This window comes from Sediminitomix flava (genome assembly GCF_003149185.1).
GTDB classification, from domain to species: domain Bacteria; phylum Bacteroidota; class Bacteroidia; order Cytophagales; family Flammeovirgaceae; genus Sediminitomix; species Sediminitomix flava.
Window position 1 is genome coordinate 149,566 of the sequence record NZ_QGDO01000004.1, and the last position, 19,410, is coordinate 168,975.

The 19,410-nt window shown below is 37.3% G+C and carries 16 protein-coding genes and 2 tRNA genes; 10 read left to right on the forward strand and 8 right to left on the reverse strand.

Annotated features, from left to right (window positions below):
• Nucleotides 1-87 precede the first annotated feature (87 nt).
• The 5 genes from rho to BC781_RS16190 all read right to left on the reverse strand — a co-directional run bounded on the left by rho (nt 88) and on the right by BC781_RS16190 (nt 7,611).
• Complete coding sequence (gene rho / locus BC781_RS16170) at nt 88-1,761, reverse strand: transcription termination factor Rho (RefSeq protein WP_109619675.1); 1,674 nt, start codon at nt 1,759-1,761, stop codon at nt 88-90.
• 301 nt (nt 1,762-2,062) lie between these two features.
• The gene (locus tag BC781_RS16175; RefSeq protein ID WP_109619678.1) at nt 2,063-3,076 is read right to left on the reverse strand and encodes a M28 family peptidase; all 1,014 of its coding nucleotides are present in this window, start codon (nt 3,074-3,076) and stop codon (nt 2,063-2,065) included.
• Between the two features lie 119 nt (nt 3,077-3,195).
• Nucleotides 3,196-4,689: a cysteine--tRNA ligase gene (cysS, locus tag BC781_RS16180; protein WP_109619680.1), complete on the reverse strand. Its 1,494-nt coding sequence runs from the start codon at nt 4,687-4,689 to the stop codon at nt 3,196-3,198.
• Nucleotides 4,690-4,942: 253 nt separating this feature from the next.
• Nucleotides 4,943-6,250, reverse strand: a complete 1,308-nt coding sequence (locus tag BC781_RS16185; RefSeq protein ID WP_109619682.1) for a Na+/H+ antiporter family protein — start codon at nt 6,248-6,250, stop codon at nt 4,943-4,945.
• Between the two features lie 248 nt (nt 6,251-6,498).
• Nucleotides 6,499-7,611 carry a hypothetical protein gene (locus tag BC781_RS16190; RefSeq protein ID WP_109619685.1) on the reverse strand — a complete coding sequence of 371 codons (1,113 nt, stop codon included), beginning with the start codon at nt 7,609-7,611 and terminating at the stop codon, nt 6,499-6,501.
• A 215-nt stretch (nt 7,612-7,826) separates the two neighbouring features.
• On the opposite strand from BC781_RS16190, the gene BC781_RS16195 reads away from it, so the two are divergent.
• Entirely contained in the window at nt 7,827-9,233 is a 1,407-nt protein-coding gene (locus BC781_RS16195) for an MATE family efflux transporter (RefSeq protein ID WP_146201712.1), read from the forward strand.
• Nucleotides 9,234-9,347: 114 nt separating this feature from the next.
• On the opposite strand, the gene BC781_RS16200 is transcribed toward BC781_RS16195, so the two are convergent.
• The gene (locus tag BC781_RS16200) at nt 9,348-9,983 is read right to left on the reverse strand and encodes a histidine phosphatase family protein (RefSeq protein ID WP_109619688.1); all 636 of its coding nucleotides are present in this window, start codon (nt 9,981-9,983) and stop codon (nt 9,348-9,350) included.
• A gap of 157 nt (nt 9,984-10,140) precedes the next feature.
• Here BC781_RS16200 and BC781_RS16205 point away from each other — a divergent pair, with 157 nt between their 5' ends.
• From BC781_RS16205 to BC781_RS16235, 7 genes are all read left to right on the forward strand, one after another.
• A complete protein-coding gene (locus BC781_RS16205; protein WP_109619691.1) occupies nt 10,141-10,557 on the forward strand; it encodes a hotdog fold thioesterase in 417 nt (138 codons plus the stop codon).
• A gap of 113 nt (nt 10,558-10,670) precedes the next feature.
• On the forward strand, nt 10,671-11,906 hold the full coding sequence (locus BC781_RS16210; RefSeq protein ID WP_109619693.1) for a chorismate-binding protein: 1,236 nt from the start codon (nt 10,671-10,673) through the stop codon (nt 11,904-11,906).
• Between the two features lie 342 nt (nt 11,907-12,248).
• Nucleotides 12,249-13,175 carry a ribose-phosphate pyrophosphokinase gene (locus BC781_RS16215; RefSeq protein WP_109619695.1) on the forward strand — a complete coding sequence of 309 codons (927 nt, stop codon included), beginning with the start codon at nt 12,249-12,251 and terminating at the stop codon, nt 13,173-13,175.
• A gap of 271 nt (nt 13,176-13,446) precedes the next feature.
• Complete coding sequence (locus BC781_RS16220) at nt 13,447-13,635, forward strand: DUF5522 domain-containing protein (protein WP_109619697.1); 189 nt, start codon at nt 13,447-13,449, stop codon at nt 13,633-13,635.
• A gap of 89 nt (nt 13,636-13,724) precedes the next feature.
• Nucleotides 13,725-14,765 (forward strand): nicotinate-nucleotide--dimethylbenzimidazole phosphoribosyltransferase, encoded by a 1,041-nt coding sequence (gene cobT / locus BC781_RS16225; RefSeq protein ID WP_109619699.1) that lies wholly within the window; start codon nt 13,725-13,727, stop codon nt 14,763-14,765.
• A gap of 3 nt (nt 14,766-14,768) precedes the next feature.
• Nucleotides 14,769-15,545: an adenosylcobinamide-GDP ribazoletransferase gene (locus BC781_RS16230; protein WP_109619701.1), complete on the forward strand. Its 777-nt coding sequence runs from the start codon at nt 14,769-14,771 to the stop codon at nt 15,543-15,545.
• Nucleotides 15,546-15,582: 37 nt separating this feature from the next.
• Entirely contained in the window at nt 15,583-16,128 is a 546-nt protein-coding gene (locus BC781_RS16235; protein ID WP_109619703.1) for an LOG family protein, read from the forward strand.
• Between the two features lie 61 nt (nt 16,129-16,189).
• Here the strand turns inward: BC781_RS16235 and BC781_RS16240 are convergent, their stop codons facing one another.
• The gene (locus tag BC781_RS16240; RefSeq protein WP_109619705.1) at nt 16,190-17,155 is read right to left on the reverse strand and encodes a zinc-binding dehydrogenase; all 966 of its coding nucleotides are present in this window, start codon (nt 17,153-17,155) and stop codon (nt 16,190-16,192) included.
• Nucleotides 17,156-17,301: 146 nt separating this feature from the next.
• Nucleotides 17,302-18,135: a hypothetical protein gene (locus BC781_RS16245; protein ID WP_109619706.1), complete on the reverse strand. Its 834-nt coding sequence runs from the start codon at nt 18,133-18,135 to the stop codon at nt 17,302-17,304.
• An 820-nt stretch (nt 18,136-18,955) separates the two neighbouring features.
• On the opposite strand from BC781_RS16245, the gene BC781_RS25510 reads away from it, so the two are divergent.
• A tRNA-Glu gene (locus BC781_RS25510) sits at nt 18,956-19,063 on the forward strand.
• 161 nt (nt 19,064-19,224) lie between these two features.
• Nucleotides 19,225-19,332, forward strand: a tRNA-Glu gene (locus BC781_RS25515).
• The last annotated feature ends 78 nt before the right edge of the window (nt 19,333-19,410 follow it).

Below are 19,410 nucleotides of genomic sequence, written 5' to 3' on the forward strand. Positions count from 1 at the left end.
AGTAAAAAATAAGACCTTTTCTTGGGATAATCCTAAGAAAAGGTCTTTGAAATTTATATGAATTGATTACTCGTAGGTTAAAACGAATTAGCCGTTCATTGTAATCAAGAATTCGTCATTTGATCTTGTGCCACGCATATTCTTTTTCAAGAATTCCATTGCTTCAGTAGAGTTCATGTCAGACATCATACGTCTTAAGATATCAACACGCTGACGTGTATCTTTATCAAGAAGTAGATCATCACGACGCGTACCCGAACCAGGAATATCGATAGCAGGATAAAGACGCTTATTTGCAAGCTTTCTGTCCAATACCAATTCCATGTTACCTGTACCTTTGAATTCTTCGAAGATTACTTCATCCATCTTAGAACCTGTCTCGATCAATGCTGTAGCAAGAATTGTCAAAGAACCACCGTTTTCTACGTTACGAGCCGCACCGAAGAAACGTTTTGGTTTGTTCAAGGCATTTGCATCAACACCACCAGACAAGATTTTACCCGATGAAGGAGCTACTGTATTGTAAGCACGAGCCAAACGAGTAATAGAGTCAAGCAAGATGATTACATCATGCCCACATTCTACCATACGTTTTGCTTTTTCCAATACAATTGAAGTGATTTTCACGTGTCTTTCAGCAGTTTCATCAAAAGTAGATGAAATAACTTCTGCATTTACACTACGCTGCATATCTGTTACCTCTTCAGGACGTTCGTCAATAAGAAGGATGATTAGGTAACATTCAGGGTGGTTTTTAGCGATAGCATTGGCCACTTCTTTCAAAAGTACCGTTTTACCTGATTTAGGCTGTGCCACGATCATACCCCTCTGACCTTTACCAATAGGAGCGAACAAATCGAGAACACGAGTAGAATAAATATCAGGACGGTTACTCAACTTCAATTTCTCATCTGGGAATAAAGGAGTCAAGTATTCGAAAGGAACACGATCTCTGATTTCCTCTGTAGTTTTACCATTTACAGATGAAACTCGAAGAAGTGCAAAATATTTTTCACCCTCTTTTGGAGGACGGATATGTCCGCGAACTGTATCTCCTGTTTTAAGACCAAACAATTTGATCTGAGATGGAGAAACATAAATATCATCAGGACTTGCCAAATAGTTATAGTCTGATGAACGAAGGAAACCATAGCCATCTTGCATGATTTCAAGAACACCTTCATTTGTAATTAGTCCATCAAACTCTTTCATTGAAACAGTCTGTGGTGCTTTTTTACGAGGTGCTGGTGCTGGAGATGGAGCTGCTGCTTGAGCTTCAGCTACAGGAGCTTCTACTTCTTCAGTAGGAACCACTGACTCTCTTGCAGGTGCTTTAGATTTCTTTTCAAAAACAGGCGCTTCTGTTTTTACAGGTTCTGCTTTAGGTTCTGGTGCTTTTGGAGCTGGAGCTGATTCTTTTACAGGTTCTGCTTTAGGTGCTTCATCTGAATCTTGAACATTTACTCTTCTACGGCGAGAAATCAATGTTCTAGGAGCATCAGCTTTATCGTTCTTCGTTTTCTTTTCTGATTTTTCAGCTTTCTTAGGCTTAGGTGCCTTTTCTGCTTTAGGAGATTTTTCAGCTTTAGATGAGTCTTCTTTTTTAGGTAGTTTAGACTCTGGAAGAATTGCTTGTTGATCTAATATTTTATAGATGAGTTCTTTTTTGGTTGTATTGCTGTAGTTCTTTACCCCAAGGTCTTTGGCAATATCTTTCAATTCTGAAAGCAGCCTAATCTCCAGTTCTTCTATAGTATACATAATAGTGTGTGAGGTTCTATAATTATACCCTTGTGATAGGGTTCTAATTCCAAGAAATTAACGGATTGAATAAAAATGATGAATTTGCTTTACTTTTTGAGAGAGGCAAAAAATAATGTGATATGATGTTGTATCTCATTAAACACAGCCAAAAATAAGCTAAACGTGTATAAATAACAACAGTTGTAATTAATTATTCGCCTCTTTTATTTGCCCTCTAAGCGGCTATGAAAGTGTGAAGCAGTTATTTTTTAAGATTTGTGCAATATAAGCGAGTTTATCATTAAAACCATCTCGTGGTCTATTTTTCATTGTAAATAAGCTGTAATACTGACTGACCTACGGCTTTTAAAACGTCTTTATCGATGTTTTCCATAGTATCGTCTGTAGTGTGCCAGTGCTCGAAGAATGTTCCCTGCCCTGTAAGGTCTTGATGAATAACGTCTATCATCGGAATTTTAGCTATTTCATTTACAGGCACGTGATCATCCGTTATAGGATCTCCTTCTTGATGGATAAAATGGTGTCCATAACCTAAAGACTCAGCTGTTTTCCATAGTTTACGCACGATCTTACGACCATAATTCATAGAGTATGCTTCTTTAGGGAATGTAGCTCCTTTTGCTCCTACCATATCCAATAGTATTCCATAATAAGCATGATAACCATTAGGGTATTTGTTCTTAGACCAATGAGTAGAACCTAGACAGTAATAAGACTTGTAAGGTTGTGTATAATCTTGCTCTACGAAGCTCGGCTTACCTTGATCTTCAACATCGAAAAGCAGTAAATCAATCCCTACGTTAGGTTTTAATGACGATTGCTGTAAGGTACGCGCTATTTCTAAAAGGACTGCGACTCCACTTCCACCGTCGTTAGCTCCATCAATAAATTCATAATGCTTACTTTCTTCATCTTGATCTGCCACAAAACGGGTATCCCAGTGTGCTGCCAACAAAATACGTTTAGATGCAGATGGGTTAATTTGCCCCATGATATTACGACCTTTATAAATCGTACCATCGTAGCCCTCAGCTTCAAACTCTTGAACATGGACTGTAGTCCCAAATCTTTCTAAAGTTGAAATCAAATAATCACCACAAGCTACATGTTCTGGTGTGTTTGGTACTCTTGGGCCAAAGTCCACTTGTTTTTGCACAAAGGCATAAGCCGAATCAGCATTGATCTGCGGAGCTTGCACATTCACTTCTTTAGCAGTCGTTTCATCTTTTGTCGTAGAACTTTGATTGCCTTGACAAGAAACTAACATGCTAACCATTGTAGCAGCTGCTAAGATACTCTTATGAAAAACCATTTTTGAATTGTCTATTGAAAAGTGTAAAAGGGGAAGGAAGTTATTCCTAACTTAAAAAATAGCTGTATATGAAAAAGAGAATGGTAAATATGATTTACCATCCTCTAAATATATTCTGATTAAAATTCATCGTAAGCCCACTCAACACCGTCTTTCATATCTTTAAGAACGATGCCGATTTCTTTAAGCTCAGCTCTGACTTTATCTACTTTGTCGTAATCACGATTTTCTTTAGCCGTTTTATATTCCTCAATGATAAGGTCAATGGCTTTTTCCAAATCTGCAGGCTTCTCTTCTACTAAACCGAAGATTTCCTCTACAAAAGTTTGGTATGTTTCAATCACCTTATTGAACGTCTCTTCGCCTAATTCTGCTGGCTTGATATTTCCAAGGTGAATTCCATTGATCTTTTTCAGAAGGTTAAAAAGACCTGCAAGTGAAACTGCTGTATTGAAATCATCATTCATTCCTCTATAAATAGAGTTAATGATACTATCAATTTGCTTAACCTGCTTTTCGTTTACTTCAATACTTTCATCGGCAACATAAGCTAGCTTTTTAGTAAGACGAAGACCATTAATGACCTTTTTGTAACCTTTACCAGCTGCTTTCAATGCTTCATTAGAGAAGTCAAGCGTACTTCTGTATTGCGATTGAAGAATGAAGAAACGAATTGTCATTGGGCTATATCCTTGCTCCAACAAATCATGATCTCCTGAGTAAAGCTCTCTCAAAGTGATAAAGTTACCCAAAGATTTACCCATCTTCTGACCGTTGATGGTAATCATGTTGTTGTGCATCCAGTAGTTAGCTGGAGAACAGTTGTGTGCTGCTTCGTGCTGAGCAATTTCACATTCATGATGAGGGAATTTTAAGTCCATTCCTCCTCCGTGAATATCAAACTTTTCGCCCAAGTATTTCACACTCATAGCAGAACACTCTAAGTGCCAACCAGGGAAACCATCTGACCAAGGCGAAGGCCAACGCATGATATGCTCAGGCTCTGCTTTTTTCCAAAGTGCAAAGTCAACAGAGTTTTTCTTGTCACCTTGTCCGTCCAAGTCACGGCTACCTTCTAGCATTTCTTCAATCTTACGACCAGAAAGAACACCATAAGGTTTGTCTTCATTGTATTTAACTACATCAAAGTATACCGATCCGTTAGACTCATAGGCATAACCTTTATCAAAGATACTTTTGATCAACTCAATTTGCTCAATGATATGACCTGTAGCTCTAGGTTCAATGCTAGGTGTCTTTACGTTCAGACGGTAAATATCTTCATGGTAACGGTCAGTGTAGTACTGTACCACTTCCATTGGTTCCAATTGCTCAACTTTCGCTTTTTTAGCAATCTTATCCTCGCCTTCATCAGCATCGCCTACAAGGTGCCCTACGTCTGTAATGTTACGGACATAGCGAACTTTGTAGCCCGTGTGAGCAAGGTAACGGAAAACCGTATCAAATGTAATAGCAGGACGCGAGTGTCCTAAATGCGCATCTCCATATACTGTAGGACCACACACATACATACCGACAAACGGCGGATTGATAGGTTCGAATTTATCTTTTTTTCGCGTAAGCGTATTGTAAATTTTTAGAGGTTGTTGCATAAAAAAGAAGATAAATATATGTCGAAGATCAGAACGATCTAAGTATTCTTTGTAGGATTTATTTTAGTGAAGCAAAGATGCTAATTTTTTTTCAATATGAAATTAGATTGATAGCTTTCTTCTGAGTTATAAATATAAAAACTATTAAATCATGAAGTTCGAACTCAAAAACTATGAAAACGCCACTATATTTAGAAAAAGGAGCTAAACTTTCCAGCTAGCTCCTAAATAGTTTCACTTTTATTCTTTGCACTTAAAGTACTACTGCAGCTATCACTCCGAAGAGAATAAGTGGAATGTTATAGTGCATAAATGTTGGCACACATGTATCCCAAATATGGTCATGCTGTTTATCAATCGCTAAACCAGAAGTAGGTCCCAATGTACTATCAGAAGCTGGCGAACCTGCATCGCCTAATGCGCCCGCTACACCAATCAATGCAATGATTGCTGGAATTGAGAAGCCTAACTCCAAACCTAAAGGACAATAGATTGTAGCGAGGATCGGAACTGTACCAAAAGAGGTACCTATTCCCATTGTTACTAAGAGTCCGACTAAAAGCATCAAAAATGCCGCAAAGGCTTGACTATCTCCTACACTTGAACTCACAGCTTGCACTAGCATTTCTACACCGTTGGTCTGACGAATTACATTTCCGAAACCAGCAGCAACTAGCATTACTATTGCAATAAATGCCATCACACCAATTCCACCTTGCATTACATCCTCCATCTCTTTCCAAGTGATTGCTCTACTCAATAACATCACGATAAGCCCTGCCAAAGCACCAAGCGGAAGTGAACTTGTCCATAGCTGAATAATAAATGCAACAGCTGCTCCTACCAAACAAAAGATGTGTTTCAATTCAAATTCCGTTTCATGATGCTCTACACTACCCTCAATCTGAATATCCTTATAGATTCTACTTTTTCGATAGCTGATGAAAAGAGCAATCAGAAGTCCGCAGATCATTCCAATACCAGGAATCCAAAGAGATTTCCAAATCATAGAAGTTTCTACAGAAGTAATGCCATTGGCATGCATTTGTTCTTTGATCACATTGTGGAAAATCAACCCGAAGCCTACAGGCAATACCAAATATGGTGTCTGCAAACCAAAAGTTAAAGCTGAAGCAACGGCTCTACGGTCTAACTTTAGTTTATTCATCAAAGGCAATAGTGGAGGAATCAGAATGGGTATAAAAGCAATATGCACAGGTACTAGATTCTGTGATGCACATGCCAACAGTGTTATTATAAGGAGTAAAATACTTTTCTTTGAGCCTACTACTTTTGAAATCTTGTGCGCTAAAACGGCGGCAGCTCCTGTACGGTTAATTGCTACCGCTAAAGCTCCCAATAAAATATAGCTTAAAGCAGTCTCGGCATTATCGCCCATTCCTGCAATTAAAAAAGTCATTGATTGAGTCATCGGGATATCTCCCACCAATCCTGCAACAAGTGCAGATACGAGTATAGCTAAAATAACGTTGAGTCGGAGTAGGCACAGTACTATAAGGGTAAGTACTGACACTACCACGGGGTTTGTCAATATTTCCATGTGACGAATATACTAAATATGAAAATTTTAAGTTTGTTTTTGAAGTAAATCAGTTGACATACAAATGCGACTTCCTACTTCTTTTTCTCGAATGAGGGAATTAATGACAATGCCAATAAGTACAGGCTGTAGGTTGCCAAGTGGTAGTTGTGATTGTAAATTGCATATCGCAAATATGAGTAATAATCGTTTGTGTGTTTGCTTGTTTTAGATTCTTTAGGGATTTACTAGAACTTTTTGAAAATGAATTATAAACCTATAAAGTGCTTACGATTATTCGTTTCCAATTCATATTTCAAGCCTTTTATTGTACTAATCTGTTCTGCGAACTTCTGATCTTTTAGCACTTCATTTTTCATATTGGCCTTTACTTGCTCCATTTTCTTTTCTATACTTCGAGAAGTTCTCCCATAAATATGTTCCATGATCCATCGAACTTGAGGACTACGACTTTTCATTCGCTCAAAATCTTTTTCAAGGCTAGCTTCCTTCTTTTTTAAAAGCGGAATCATTTTTTCCAATTCACTCTCTGCAAACTCAAACTCGGCATCATCAATATGTTCTTGATAAAGCTTCATGATTGTTGATAAGTCATTTTCTTTCTTAGCAATTACCAAACTACTCATCAATTCATGCTTATCTTCTTTCTTGAATTCATTAGGCTCGAGGTCTGGATGAAGTACTTTTGCGAGCTTTTTGTATAAATCATTGACGGAGGTATTCTTCAGTACATTTTTCTGTTCGTTATGCTGCTCCAAGTCTGAAGTAGCCTCTTCCTCTTTATTCGGTTTTTGAATTTGTAATGCTTTCTCAAACTTATGAGCGTAAGCCTTCACAAAAGCATTAGGGTTCTGACAAAAGGCTAAAATTTCTTTTTCATTCAGAAAAGTCTCCAAATTTACACCTAACTCTTCTTCCGCAGATTTACGGACAAAAGTATATACCTCTTCTGCATGCGTGTCTTCCTCTTCTATTTCTGTTTTTAACTGACCAACATAGGCTTCATAGAGCTTTTGGTACTTTTCGGTATGAGCAAAAGATGAGTCTGACAGAAAATAAAAGCACTCCTGGATCCAGTCTTGAATCAAGCTTACTTGATATGCATTTAATGAAGGATCTGATAAGTGGAAAATTAGTAAATCAACAATCTGTGAGACACTTTCATGTCGACCCTTAAAATGAGGTGCTATATTTTTCTCGTAGGTCTGCAGTAAATGAGAAAGTTCTTTACTGAGCTTTTCATTTCGTTTCTTTTTGATCTCAATTCGCCCCAATAGATTTCGGTAAGTAGAAAGTGGCGTAACGCTTTTCTTCTTGTCTTTTTTAAGTTTTTTCTGAATGCTTGATTTATGCTTAGCCATAATTTATAGAGACGAAATGAAAACCTTTATGATGAATGAACAGCGAAATTAATGAATTCTACTTCAATCATCGATTGCAAAAGGCTGTTAATCTTTTTAGGAAGATGAAAAGAAAAGAGTAAGAATACTGTTATGTTTGGCGGGGAAAGATGGCTCAAGCCTTTTAAACTAGTTTGATTGCACCTTTTCCACTAAGACAAGCAAGAAAAGAAACTGTGAAGAATACAAAAGCATCAAATTTGGAGAATCGAAGAGTAGGATTTCGTGATTACATTTCTCAATATAAAAGAATCATGGCATTAGGACTTCCTGTGTTGTTGGCACAAGCAGGGCAAATCATGGTCGGTATTGTAGATAATGTAATGATTGGGCACATAGGAGAGACGGAACTTGCGGCTGCTTCTTTCACCAATACGATCTTCAATATTGCGCTAATCTTCGGTATGGGTTTTTCATTTGCTATGACTCCGATTATCGGGATGGCCAAAGGAGAAGAAAATGACAAAGCTGTCGATTCTGGACTTTGGAATGGAATGATTGCCAATCTAGCAATTGGTGTGGTTCTTACTTTAGCAATGCTCTTACTTTCTTTGGGAGTTAACCACATGGGACAACCCGAAAGTATTTTACCAATGGCTAAAGAATACCTCTACATTCTGATTCTTTCACTGATGCCACTGATGTTCTTTTATGCTAGCAAGCAATTCTCTGAAGGAATTTCGGATACAAAAACTTCTATGCAGATCATTCTGACGGCAAACGTTTTCAATATCATTGGTAACTACCTATTGATTTATGGTAAGTTCGGTTTCCCAGAATTAGGGTTAGCTGGGGCAGGATGGGCGACAACTGCTTCTCGTTTCTTAATGGCACTCTTATACATCATTGTATTCTTAAAAAGAAAATCATATCAAAAATATACTTTAGCACTAAGTCCGACTCTAACTGCTAAAAAAGAGATCAAGAAAGCATTCCAATTGGGCTTACCTATTGGAGGGCAACTTGTAATGGTGGCATCTGCATTCGGGATGACTACAATTATGATGGGCTGGCTAGGAGAAACAGCTTTAGCTGCTCACCAAGTTGTGATTAGTCTTTCTACGCTTGGCTTTATGATTTATCAAGGAGTGAGTGTGAGTACAACTATAGAAGTGAGTAATGGATATGGAAGAAAAGATTTGGAAGGTATGTCAACTTCAGTAAAAGCTTCAGTACATATCATTATTCTATTGGCATTATTGTCTGCTAGTATTTTCTATACCTTCAGAGAACAATTGCCAAGCTTCTACACAAACGAGCTTGGAGTGATTGCACAAGCAATTCCTTTCATGATGATTCTTGCAATTTATCAACTTCCTGATGCATTGAGTATCATTTATCAAGCAGCATTAAGAGGAGTTGCAGATGTAAAGGTACCTGCTATGATTACCTTTATCTCTTATTTCATAATAGGGATTCCGAGCAGTTACTTACTAGCTTTCAAATTTGATATGGGACCTTCAGGTATTTGGTGGGGCTTGCCAATTGGGTTAAGTATTGCGGCTATTTTGGAAGGTTGCAGATACTACTTAATTATGCGTAGGCTAGAATATCGTAAAATAGGAGAAAAAGTAGCAGCCTAACATCTAGGCTAAACAAGTTGATAGATTTTCAGTTTTTTAGGTTGAAGGTTTGTTCCTAGGATTCAGAGACAAACCTCCAACTAGAGGAATTTAGACAAGTTTTCATGCTTGATATCAGATTGGTAAAGAAGAGTTTTGAAGGTGATCTATCTTATTGGCTTCAACGATTGTGTACTCGTCTGTTTCCGTATCATACTGGATGATATACAAACACAAATTCTGATGCTTATACTGGTTCATCTCAGAAAGAGGTGTATCCATCAGATAGCTCAATAAAATTCGGATAGCTCTACCATGCATTGCTACCAAAATACGTTCTTCATGCATATTAGACATGAGGTACTCCCAAGCGGTAATCTGACGTGATTGCACTTGTGCTGGAGACTCTCCTCCTTTACCTGCAGGGAAATCATAATTTCCATTGTCCCACTCCTCAATCATTTGGTTGTAATAATCGTTATCAGCATCGGTAAGAGCACGACCTTCTTTCTCTCCCCAACTGATTTCGTTCAGACCATATAATTGTTGGAATGGAATTCCTTTTTGAATAAAGCCATCAAGGCTCTGCTTTGTGCGTTTGAGTTTTGAAGTATAGATTTTATCAAAAGGGACATCTTGGTAGGTTTTGAAGAAATCTTCAGCTTGTTTTCTCCCAGTCTCATCAAGATTGGTATCTATGGAACCTTGTACAAAACCGAGTTTATTCATCTCAGTTTGTCCGTGGCGTATAAGGTAAATTTCTTTTATCATATAGATATAGTTTTACTTAACGGAATCGATTTACTGTAAAATGGAAAAGTGATGATAGATATGTACAAAAAAAGGCTTAGTTTGTCCTTCTGCTTTTATAAAGAACGAAATTTATCACTTTTTATATATAATTCATCTAACGATAGTTATTTAAACTATGTTTAATCCACATTTAACTGCCGAAAAGCTTAACGACAATCATAATAATATGGTTGGGCATATCGGAATAAAATTTACAGAAGTCTCAGACGGTTGTTTGAAAGCCACTATGCCCGTAGATCATAGAACAAAACAGCCTATGGGTTTATTACATGGAGGGGCTTCGGCTGTATTGGCTGAAACCTTAGGTAGTGTTGGCGCTTTATGCTACATAGACATGGCTACACAAGCTCCTGTTGGGCTAGAAATCAACTGCAACCATATAAAAAGTGCTAGGGAAGGTTTTGTAACTGGAACAGCCACTCCTATTCATTTGGGAAAAAGAACACATGTTTGGGAAATCAAAATTCATGATGAAGATGAAAATCTGATTTGCATCAGCCGTATGACGGTAGCCATCATTGACAAAAAATAGTAAGGATTTCCCTTGCCAAAATTTTATTAGCACATTGAGCTTCTTATTTTTGTGTCTTTCGACTATAAAATAGGATGATCTGAGCGTCTGAAGGAAATTAGAGGAAAGCGAAAATGGCACAAACGATATTTGATTCATTCATAGGACAACACACTTCGCCATCGACTTTGATGAAGCGTATTTTGCAAACTGCATATACTCTTGATCTACCGATAGCACTATGGCGAATGCCCAAAGAAGAAGATCAACATTTAATCATTGACCTTTCAGGAACTCCAACAACCATAGATGGAGAACTTGAAAAGTTAGATGCTGGATTTATTCTAGCGCCTTTTTATGCAGAGGGGGAGGAACAATTATACCTTCATGCCGATCTTCATTTCAATATCAATCAGAAAGCCCTCACAGAAGGGAATAGAAGTTTTGTGATTGGTAGTGAAGAGCATCGTATGAAAGAGGTTTTCCTTCAAAAACTTGAAGAGAACCTCAAATCAGAAGATAAAAATGAAGATGTTCCTTATCATGTAGGCTCTGAAAGTATTCATAGTCTTTCAAAAGAACAGCACCTAGCGTTAGTTGAAAAAGGAATTTCTAAGATCAAAGAAGGTGAATTCAACAAAGTGGTATTATCGCGTAGCAAGCAAACAGCATTACCTGCTAGCTTCAACGTAATCCAGATGTTTGAGAAACTCTGCTCTTCTTATAAAAACGCTTTCGTTTCTTTTACCTCAATTCCTGAAATCGGGACTTGGATTGGTGCTACACCAGAGACACTTTTGAGCGTAGATGCTCAACAAATTTTCAGAACCATGTCTTTGGCTGGTACACAAGCTCGTAACGGACTCAATGATATGTCAAGAGCGATGTGGTCTCAGAAAGAGATTGAGGAGCAAGCCATGGTGAGTCGATATATCATCAATTGCTTTAAGAAAATTAGAGTAAGAGAGTATGAAGAACGAGGTCCGAAAACTGTTCCAGCAGGAAACCTTCTTCACCTTTGTTCTTATTTTGCAGTAGATACAGATGAAATCAACTTTCCAGAACTTGGAAGTGTAATGCTAAAATTACTTCATCCAACTTCTGCGATTTGTGGAATGCCTCTTAAACCTTCCCGAGAATTTATCTTGAAAGAAGAAGGATATGATCGATCATTCTACGCAGGGTTCTTAGGTCCTATAAACATGGAACAACATACACACATCTTTGTAAATCTGAGATGTGCACAGCTTTTAGCAAAGAAAGCTATCTTGTATGCAGGAGGTGGTATCACTGCCGACTCTATTCCTGAGAAAGAGTTCCAAGAAACAGAAATCAAAATGGACACAATGTTAAAAATCATTGAATCGTAAATAACATAAAAGGATAGCTTCTTCGTCGGGAGCTATTTTTTTATGCCCAATGTTTTTTCATTCGTTAGCATAAAAATAATATTATAAAAACAGTAAGGAAGTCAGAAGAAATGGAAAGATTTTAAAGAGTTTGCTGTTCTAGTTACATGAAAAGCTAGAAAGCTAACAAATTTCCGACTTGAGACAAATGAGGAGATATTTAAATATTTCTTTAATCAAAATTGGAAAAAATTAGAATCTAAGTCATTTCTTTCCAGCATTTTCTTAAATTTGCCGCCGTTAGCGCAAGCTGTTGGTAACAAAAATATAATCAATTCTTAAAGAAAGCATACTTAAAGAGTGATGGCCTCAGTAAAACTCTTCTCCGCAACCGGAACAGAATATTTAGCCGAAAAAATCGCGCATGCCTATGGCAAGCCGCTTGGCAAAGTAACAAAACAAACTTTCAGTGACGGGGAAATCTCTGTACACTTCAACGAATCAGTTAGGGGATGTGACGTATTCTTGATTCAGTCTACTTGTCCTCCTGCTGAAAACTTGATGGAACTCTTGTTGATGATTGATGCCGCAAAAAGAGCATCTGCTTCAACAATCACGGTAATCATGCCATATTACGGTTACGCTCGACAAGACCGTAAGGACAAACCAAGAGTCGCTATTGGGGCAAAATTGGTAGCAGATATGCTACGTACTGCAGGAGCTACTCGTGTAGTTACTTGTGAGCTTCACGCTGACCAGATCCAAGGATTCTTCGACATTCCTGTAGTTCACCTACAATGTTCACCGATCTTTGTACCATACATCGAGAGCTTGAACTTGGACAACTTGATCTTTGCTGCGCCAGACGTAGGGGGTAGTAAAAGAGCAAGAGCTTACGCGAAGTATTTCAAATCAGACATCGTGATCTGTGACAAATACCGTGAAAGAGCAAATGAAGTTGCTTCTATGCAAGTAATTGGTGATGTAGAAGGTAAAGACGTTATCCTTGTAGATGACCTTATTGATACTGCAGGTACTATGTGTAGTGCAGCAGACATCATCATGAAAAAAGGTGCTAAGAGTGTAAGAGCAATCTGTGTACACCCAGTACTTTCAGGACCTGCATACGAAAGAATTGAAAACTCTGTATTGACAGAAATGGTAGTAGCTGATACACTACCTGTAAAAGACGTTACAGATAAGATTAATGTATTGACAGTGGCTGAATTGTTTGCAAAAGCAATCCGTAAGATTCAAGATCACGAATCTATCAGCTCATTGTTTATTTAGTATAAAGCAATCACCAAAAGGTGAATGTTTGAAGAGAAGAAAGAGGTTGTTTTTTATAGACATACCTCTTTTTTTTATCCATCATTTTATCGACACTCAAACTCAAATGACACTCTAGAATAACATTCTACTTTCACTTTCTTTTCTCAACAATCAAATGGCGTTATTTATAGAAACTTTTTACCTTTCCATTTATGAGATGACAAAAATCATGACTAGCTTTAGCAAAATTCAATAATACCATACGAGGTGTACTTTTTAGAGCGCACAGATGAAAACACAACCGAATTCAACACAAAAAGCACCATTGGAAGAGGGGAAGGATTATTACATAGAAAATGGGCTGTATGTTTTTACGGCTTCCTACCACTCTAAAAGAGGCTATTGCTGTAAAAATGGATGCCGCCATTGCCCTTACGGAAAGAAACCAGAAGTAAAAAACAACACAGATAAAAGTTAGCGATTAAGCGTGTCGGGCTAACTTTTGATACAAAAATATTCACCCTCACCAAATTGATGGGTTAAGGAACTTACAAAAACACAAGTGCTATGAAGAAATTTCAGATCAAAGCAGCTCATAGAGAATTGCTTGACGCAATCGATAATAAAATCGATAATAAAACTAAGCCAATCCGTTCTTTAGGGAAACTAGAAGATATGGCACGTAAAGTAGCGATGGTTCAAAATACGCTACAGCCAGAACTTAAAAACCCACATATGTTGATTTTTGCTGCCGATCATGGTATTGCAGAAGAAGGTGTAAGTGCATACCCTTCGGAAGTAACGCAGCAAATGGTACATAATTTCTTGAATGATGGTGCTGCAATCAATGTCTTCAGTCGTCAGAACGATATGAAAATTAAGGTTGTCAACGCTGGTGTTAATCATGATTTCACTCCTAATGATAAGCTTCTTGATTATTCTGTTGGTAAAGGAACAAAAAATATGCTTTATGGAGCAGCCATGAATACCTTAGAATTTTCTGAAGCTATAGATAAGGGTGTTCGCATTATCAATGAACTTCATGAAGAAGGTTGTAATGTTGTTGGTTTTGGTGAAATGGGTATTGGCAATACTTCATCAGCAGCATTATTGATGAGTGCTCTTTGTCATTTACCAATTGAGCAATGTGTTGGTAGAGGAACAGGAGTTACAGATGGACAATTCAAGCACAAACTTCGTATTCTGAAAGCTGCGCAAAGTGCCAATCCTGTAGAAAAAGATAATCCTGTTTCGGTATTGAAAACATTTGGTGGTTTTGAGATCGTGATGATGTGTGGAGCGATGTTAAGAGCCGCTGAGCTTAAGATGTTGATATTGGTAGATGGTTTCATTTCTTCTTCAGCATTCTTAGGTGGTTTTGTTTCTTACCCATACCTAAAAGATTACGCTATTTTCACTCACCAATCAAATGAGAGTGGACATAGAAAAATGTTAGAATATATTGGTGCGCCAGCTATCTTGGACTTGAACCTTAGACTAGGTGAAGGTACAGGTGCGGCTTTGATGTACCCAATTTTAGAATCTGCAGTAAACTTCTTCAATGAAATGGCAAGTTTTGAGTCTGCAGGTGTAAGTGATAAAATGTAAAAAATGAACAGGGAGAAAGATATATTCTTAACTGCCCTCATGTTTTATTCTCGTATTCCGATCCCGAAGTGGACAAAGTATGAATACAAAGAAGAATACCTTAATAAAGCCACCCGATACTTTCCAATCATCGGGTGGTTTGTTGGTTTTGTAGCATGGGCAGTTTTTGTGATTACCGCTCAGTACACTTCCGAAACAGTAGGAGTTGTATTATCCATGATTTCAAGTATACTGATGACTGGAGCTTTTCATGAAGATGGTTTTGCTGATTTTTGCGATGGCTTTGGTGGTGGTTGGACAAAAGAGCGCATTCTAGAAATCATGAAGGACAGCCGAACAGGAGCTTATGGCGTAGTTGGAATTATGCTGCTGTTATTGCTTAAGTTTTCATTACTTTCTAGCATTGCTGAAATCGCAGACATCAATCTATTGTTATTATTTTTTGTTGGAGGACATGCCCTAAGCAGATGTTTCGCGGCTTCATTTGTCTATACATTGCCTTACGTTAGAGAAGATGCTCTAAGTAAAGCAAAGCCAATTAGTAAGCAACTCAAACGAAAAGATTTGTGGATTGCAGTCTTTTTCACCCTAATTCCGTTTGCTCTGATTGCTAGAATAGAACTCATAGCTTTGTTTATTCCCTTTATCATTTTCAAACTATGGATGAGATCTTACCTCAACAAATGGATTGGTGGTTATACAGGAGATTGCTTGGGAGCAATTCAGCAAGTAGCTGAAATTGTTACTTACTTTGGTTTTCTAGCATTACTGAAAGCCTAAATTATCATACTGATCTAAAATATAATTCAAATATAGAATGAAAACAGTTGCCATTTTTTGTGGAGCAAATACAGGACTGAATCCTCAGTTTGTAGAGGATACAAAGGTTTTAGTAGAAGAATTAGTAAAGAACAATTGGCGAATTGTTTATGGTGGAGGAAATATAGGACTTATGGGAGTAGTGGCTGACGAAGTCCTTCGTTTGGGAGGTGAAATCATTGGTGTGATTCCTGAAAATCTTGTAGTGCATGAAGTGGCTCACAGAGGAGTAGAAGAAATGCATATTGTAAAAAACATGCTAGACCGTAAAGGTTTAATTGCTCAGCTTTCAGATGCTTACATTGCTCTTCCTGGAGGTATCGGTACACTAGATGAAATCTATGAATTTTGGGTTGCTCAGAAGCTAGGAGAGCGCTTTAAACCTTTTGGTATTTTAGATACTCACCAGTTTTACACTCCTTTCAAACAATTATCAGAACAAATGATAGCTGAAGGTTTCCTTAAGGCAAGTGACTATGAGCGTCTTAATTTTGTAGAAGAACCTCTAAAGTTAGTCAGTCTTTTAGAAAATGCATTGCAATAAGAAATTGAATTCCTTGTTTCTGAAAAGGAGAAGCAAGGAATTCTACTAATCTTATTATTACTTAAAGCTCTTTATTGACAACAACTTTTCCTTTCGTTTTTCCTCGTTCAAACCATTCTAAAGCTTCTGGAATTTGTTCAAAACGGATTTCTGTAGTGATATTCGTTGAGATTTCACCTTTACTAATCCATTCGGCTATTTGTTCTCCAGCTTTAGCTACCTCTCGTAAACTATCTTTATCATTGGTATTATAAGTAGCAACAAGTGCTACTTCCGAAATCCCTGCTGCTTTTGTAAATGGTATAAATGGATATTTTTCAGGTATTCCTGTGATTCCCACAATACTTCCATTGAATCTCAGAATTGCCGCATATTTTTCAATATCCGATGCAGAAATACTATTGATAAAGTAGTCAACTCCTTTTCCTTGGGTAATCTCCATGATTTTCGTAGAGATATCTTCTTCCTTATAATTAATAATGTAATCTGCGCCTAATTCTCTTATTCTATCAAAGTCACCACTAGCTGAAGTAATAACCGTTGCGCCCCTTTGTTTTGCAAACTGAATAGCGAATCCTCCTACGCCACCACCTCCAGCAGTTATAAAAACAGTTTGTCCACTGCGGATATTAACTTTTTCATGAATGGCTTGATAGGCTGTAATTCCTGCACAAGGAATAGTAGAAGCATCTAGATATGATACATCTGAAGGAAGAATTGTCAAGATTTCGCTATCAACAACCACAAAGTCAGCAAAAGAACCTGTCTCAAAGATATTAACCATGGCGCAGACTCTATCTCCTAATTTAACTGAGGATACGTTATCGCCTATTTCAACTATTTCTCCAGCAACGTCAATTCCTATGGTGATAGGTCTTTTGAGGTCAAATGTTCCTTGAGTGACTTTGTAATCAACAGGGTTCAGACTGATTGCTTTTGTAGCAATCATTACTTGATTTGACTTTATGAGTGGCTTATTGATTTCTTTTAATTTTAAGCCCTCTACTTGAAGTACATACGCTTTCATGGGTCGTTTTTATAAGTAAATATAAAATTGATAAAGCAATAATTAATAGCTCTTTCTAATTGAAATATGGATCATTGAATTCAAAAAAGAGAAGCCTAAACCTAGACTTCTCTTAATTACTATGATTAATTCTTTAACTCAAATGATTAATCCACTTTGATAAATTCGTGTTTAGCACGTTGAGCAAAACCTAATTTAGTTTTCCCATCTGTAAGCGTAAACTTAACCGTCTTGCTGTTTGTCACTTCTAAGCTCACTACTTTTCCTGCAGTTTTAGAACTCATGTTTACATCTGAGTTTGTTTTTCCTTCAGGTACTACAAAAGTGTCTTTTAGTGACTTTGCTGCTGCTACATAACCATCAGTAGTAACACCAATAAAAAATCCACTTCCGTTAAAGTCGTATGTATTTTTGAAAGGTAAATAATCCACACTTGAAATATCTTTTGTAATTTCTCCTGTCTTATTACCTACAGACTCACGGAATACTTCACCTTGATCAACCTGTACTGCTGCATATCTATTTCCAAAGAAGAAATAAACCTCAGAATCAATATCAATTACATTAAGCCCTTCCTTTTCTGAATTGAATAGTTTGGCTTCGTTTCTCAAGAAAGCATCTACATCAAAGCTTCCTTTTCCGTAAGCTCCCCCATTAGGGTCTACTCTTTGCCAAGTAGTGTGTTTAGAGCTAGCATAAATATATACTTCCCTAACTTTTTCATCGGCTACAACGCCTAACCAATAGTTTCCTTGATCAGACCAGTTAGATTTTCCATTATTTAGGTTAAACTTATAGAAAGTTTTATCAGCTCCTACGGGTACATCAGCAATGCCAATTGCTCTAGCATTCGCAGATGTTGAAGCAGATACTTCTACTGAATTTGGGTTTACGATATCATCCTCTGAACAAGAAGAAATCGTCAAAGTACTTGCAGCAAAAAGGGCTGCATAAATCAAGTGTAAACTTGTGCGTCTCATAATAAATAAATTTTTACAAGATCGAGTGGTCACAATAGTAATTCATATGAACCTAAGTTATATAAGTATGTGGTGGCTACTTATCAACCTATATTTTTCCTGAACTTATACCTGTTCATTCTCTCACTTACCCAATAAGTATTTCAGAATATACTTCAATCTTCAAAACCTGATTAAAAAACAGCGTTTTCATTTCAAAACGACACTCTATCAAAGATATCCTCCCGATACCTAAACATGTAAAAAATATAAATTAAGACTGGCTATTTTTCTTAATAAATAATGGCTACGAAAAGAAAACTATCTCTTTTAAGCCCATTTAAATTTCATATACATTTCCTCTCCTCAACCAACTCCATCATCATTTTAAAAACAACAACAAAAATACACAATATTTAAGAATTCAATAATATAGATAGAAATAAATATCAAATACCCATCAAAATAGATACTTCATTAACACTTTAATGATTCGAAATGTAAAAATGTCAATCAAACACCTCTGATTACAATGTTGATTAACATATTTGCAAACATTCACTCAATTATTTGAATAATATCTAAAAATAAAGTTTTTTACTTGAAATATTTGCAATAAAAATCTTAATCCATTTACTTTGTAACAACAAAAAGGGATAATCATTACGAAAATCTCAAAAATAATCCTGTGGGGTGATGAAATTGGCAGACATACCCTCCTTTCTCGGGGGTGAAGATAAGGGATAAAACTTGCAGAGAATGAGTAGCTACTTCTCACCCTCTGATAGTCTAACCGCTTCGTGAAGGTTCGAATCCTTCCCCTACAGCAAAATAGTTACACTGTGAGGTGACGAAATTGGCAGACGTACCCTCCTCTCTCGAGGGTGGAGATAACAGTATAAAGCTTCGGCCTAACTGCTCCGTGAAGGTTCGAGTCCTTCCCTTACAGCTATTAAAATTACAACAGGTTACACTGTGAGGTGATGAAATTGGCAGACATACCCTCCTTTCTCGAGGGTGGAGATAACAGCATAAAGCTTCGGCCTAACTGCTCCGTGAAGGTTCGAATCCTTCCCTTACAGCTATTAAAATTACAACAACAAGTTACACTGTGAGGTGACGAAATTGGCAGACGTACCCTCCTCTCTCGAGGGTGGAGATCGCAGCATAAAGCTTCGGCCTAACTGCTCCGTGAAGGTTCGAGTCCTTCCCTTACAGCTATTAAAATTACAACAGGTTACACTGTGAGGTGATGAAATTGGCAGACATACCCTCCTTTCTCGAGGGTGGAGATCG

Bases quoted from the DNA above. Each gene is read 5' to 3' on its own strand.
- BC781_RS16235 (WP_109619703.1), top strand. From the start codon at position 15,583: ATGAAAACAGTTGCCATTTTTTGTGGAGCAAATACAGGACTGAATCCT.
- BC781_RS16240 (WP_109619705.1), bottom strand. From the start codon at position 17,155: ATGAAAGCGTATGTACTTCAAGTAGAGGGCTTAAAATTAAAAGAAATC.
- cobT (WP_109619699.1), top strand. From the start codon at position 13,725: ATGAAGAAATTTCAGATCAAAGCAGCTCATAGAGAATTGCTTGACGCA.
- rho (WP_109619675.1), bottom strand. From the start codon at position 1,761: ATGTATACTATAGAAGAACTGGAGATTAGGCTGCTTTCAGAATTGAAA.
- BC781_RS16245 (WP_109619706.1), bottom strand. From the start codon at position 18,135: ATGAGACGCACAAGTTTACACTTGATTTATGCAGCCCTTTTTGCTGCA.
- BC781_RS16220 (WP_109619697.1), top strand. From the start codon at position 13,447: ATGAAAACACAACCGAATTCAACACAAAAAGCACCATTGGAAGAGGGG.
- BC781_RS16175 (WP_109619678.1), bottom strand. From the start codon at position 3,076: ATGGTTTTTCATAAGAGTATCTTAGCAGCTGCTACAATGGTTAGCATG.
- BC781_RS16200 (WP_109619688.1), bottom strand. From the start codon at position 9,983: ATGATAAAAGAAATTTACCTTATACGCCACGGACAAACTGAGATGAAT.
- BC781_RS16185 (WP_109619682.1), bottom strand. From the start codon at position 6,250: ATGGAAATATTGACAAACCCCGTGGTAGTGTCAGTACTTACCCTTATA.
- cysS (WP_109619680.1), bottom strand. From the start codon at position 4,689: ATGCAACAACCTCTAAAAATTTACAATACGCTTACGCGAAAAAAAGAT.
- BC781_RS16230 (WP_109619701.1), top strand. From the start codon at position 14,769: ATGAACAGGGAGAAAGATATATTCTTAACTGCCCTCATGTTTTATTCT.
- BC781_RS16210 (WP_109619693.1), top strand. From the start codon at position 10,671: ATGGCACAAACGATATTTGATTCATTCATAGGACAACACACTTCGCCA.
- BC781_RS16190 (WP_109619685.1), bottom strand. From the start codon at position 7,611: ATGGCTAAGCATAAATCAAGCATTCAGAAAAAACTTAAAAAAGACAAG.
- BC781_RS16205 (WP_109619691.1), top strand. From the start codon at position 10,141: ATGTTTAATCCACATTTAACTGCCGAAAAGCTTAACGACAATCATAAT.
- BC781_RS16215 (WP_109619695.1), top strand. From the start codon at position 12,249: ATGGCCTCAGTAAAACTCTTCTCCGCAACCGGAACAGAATATTTAGCC.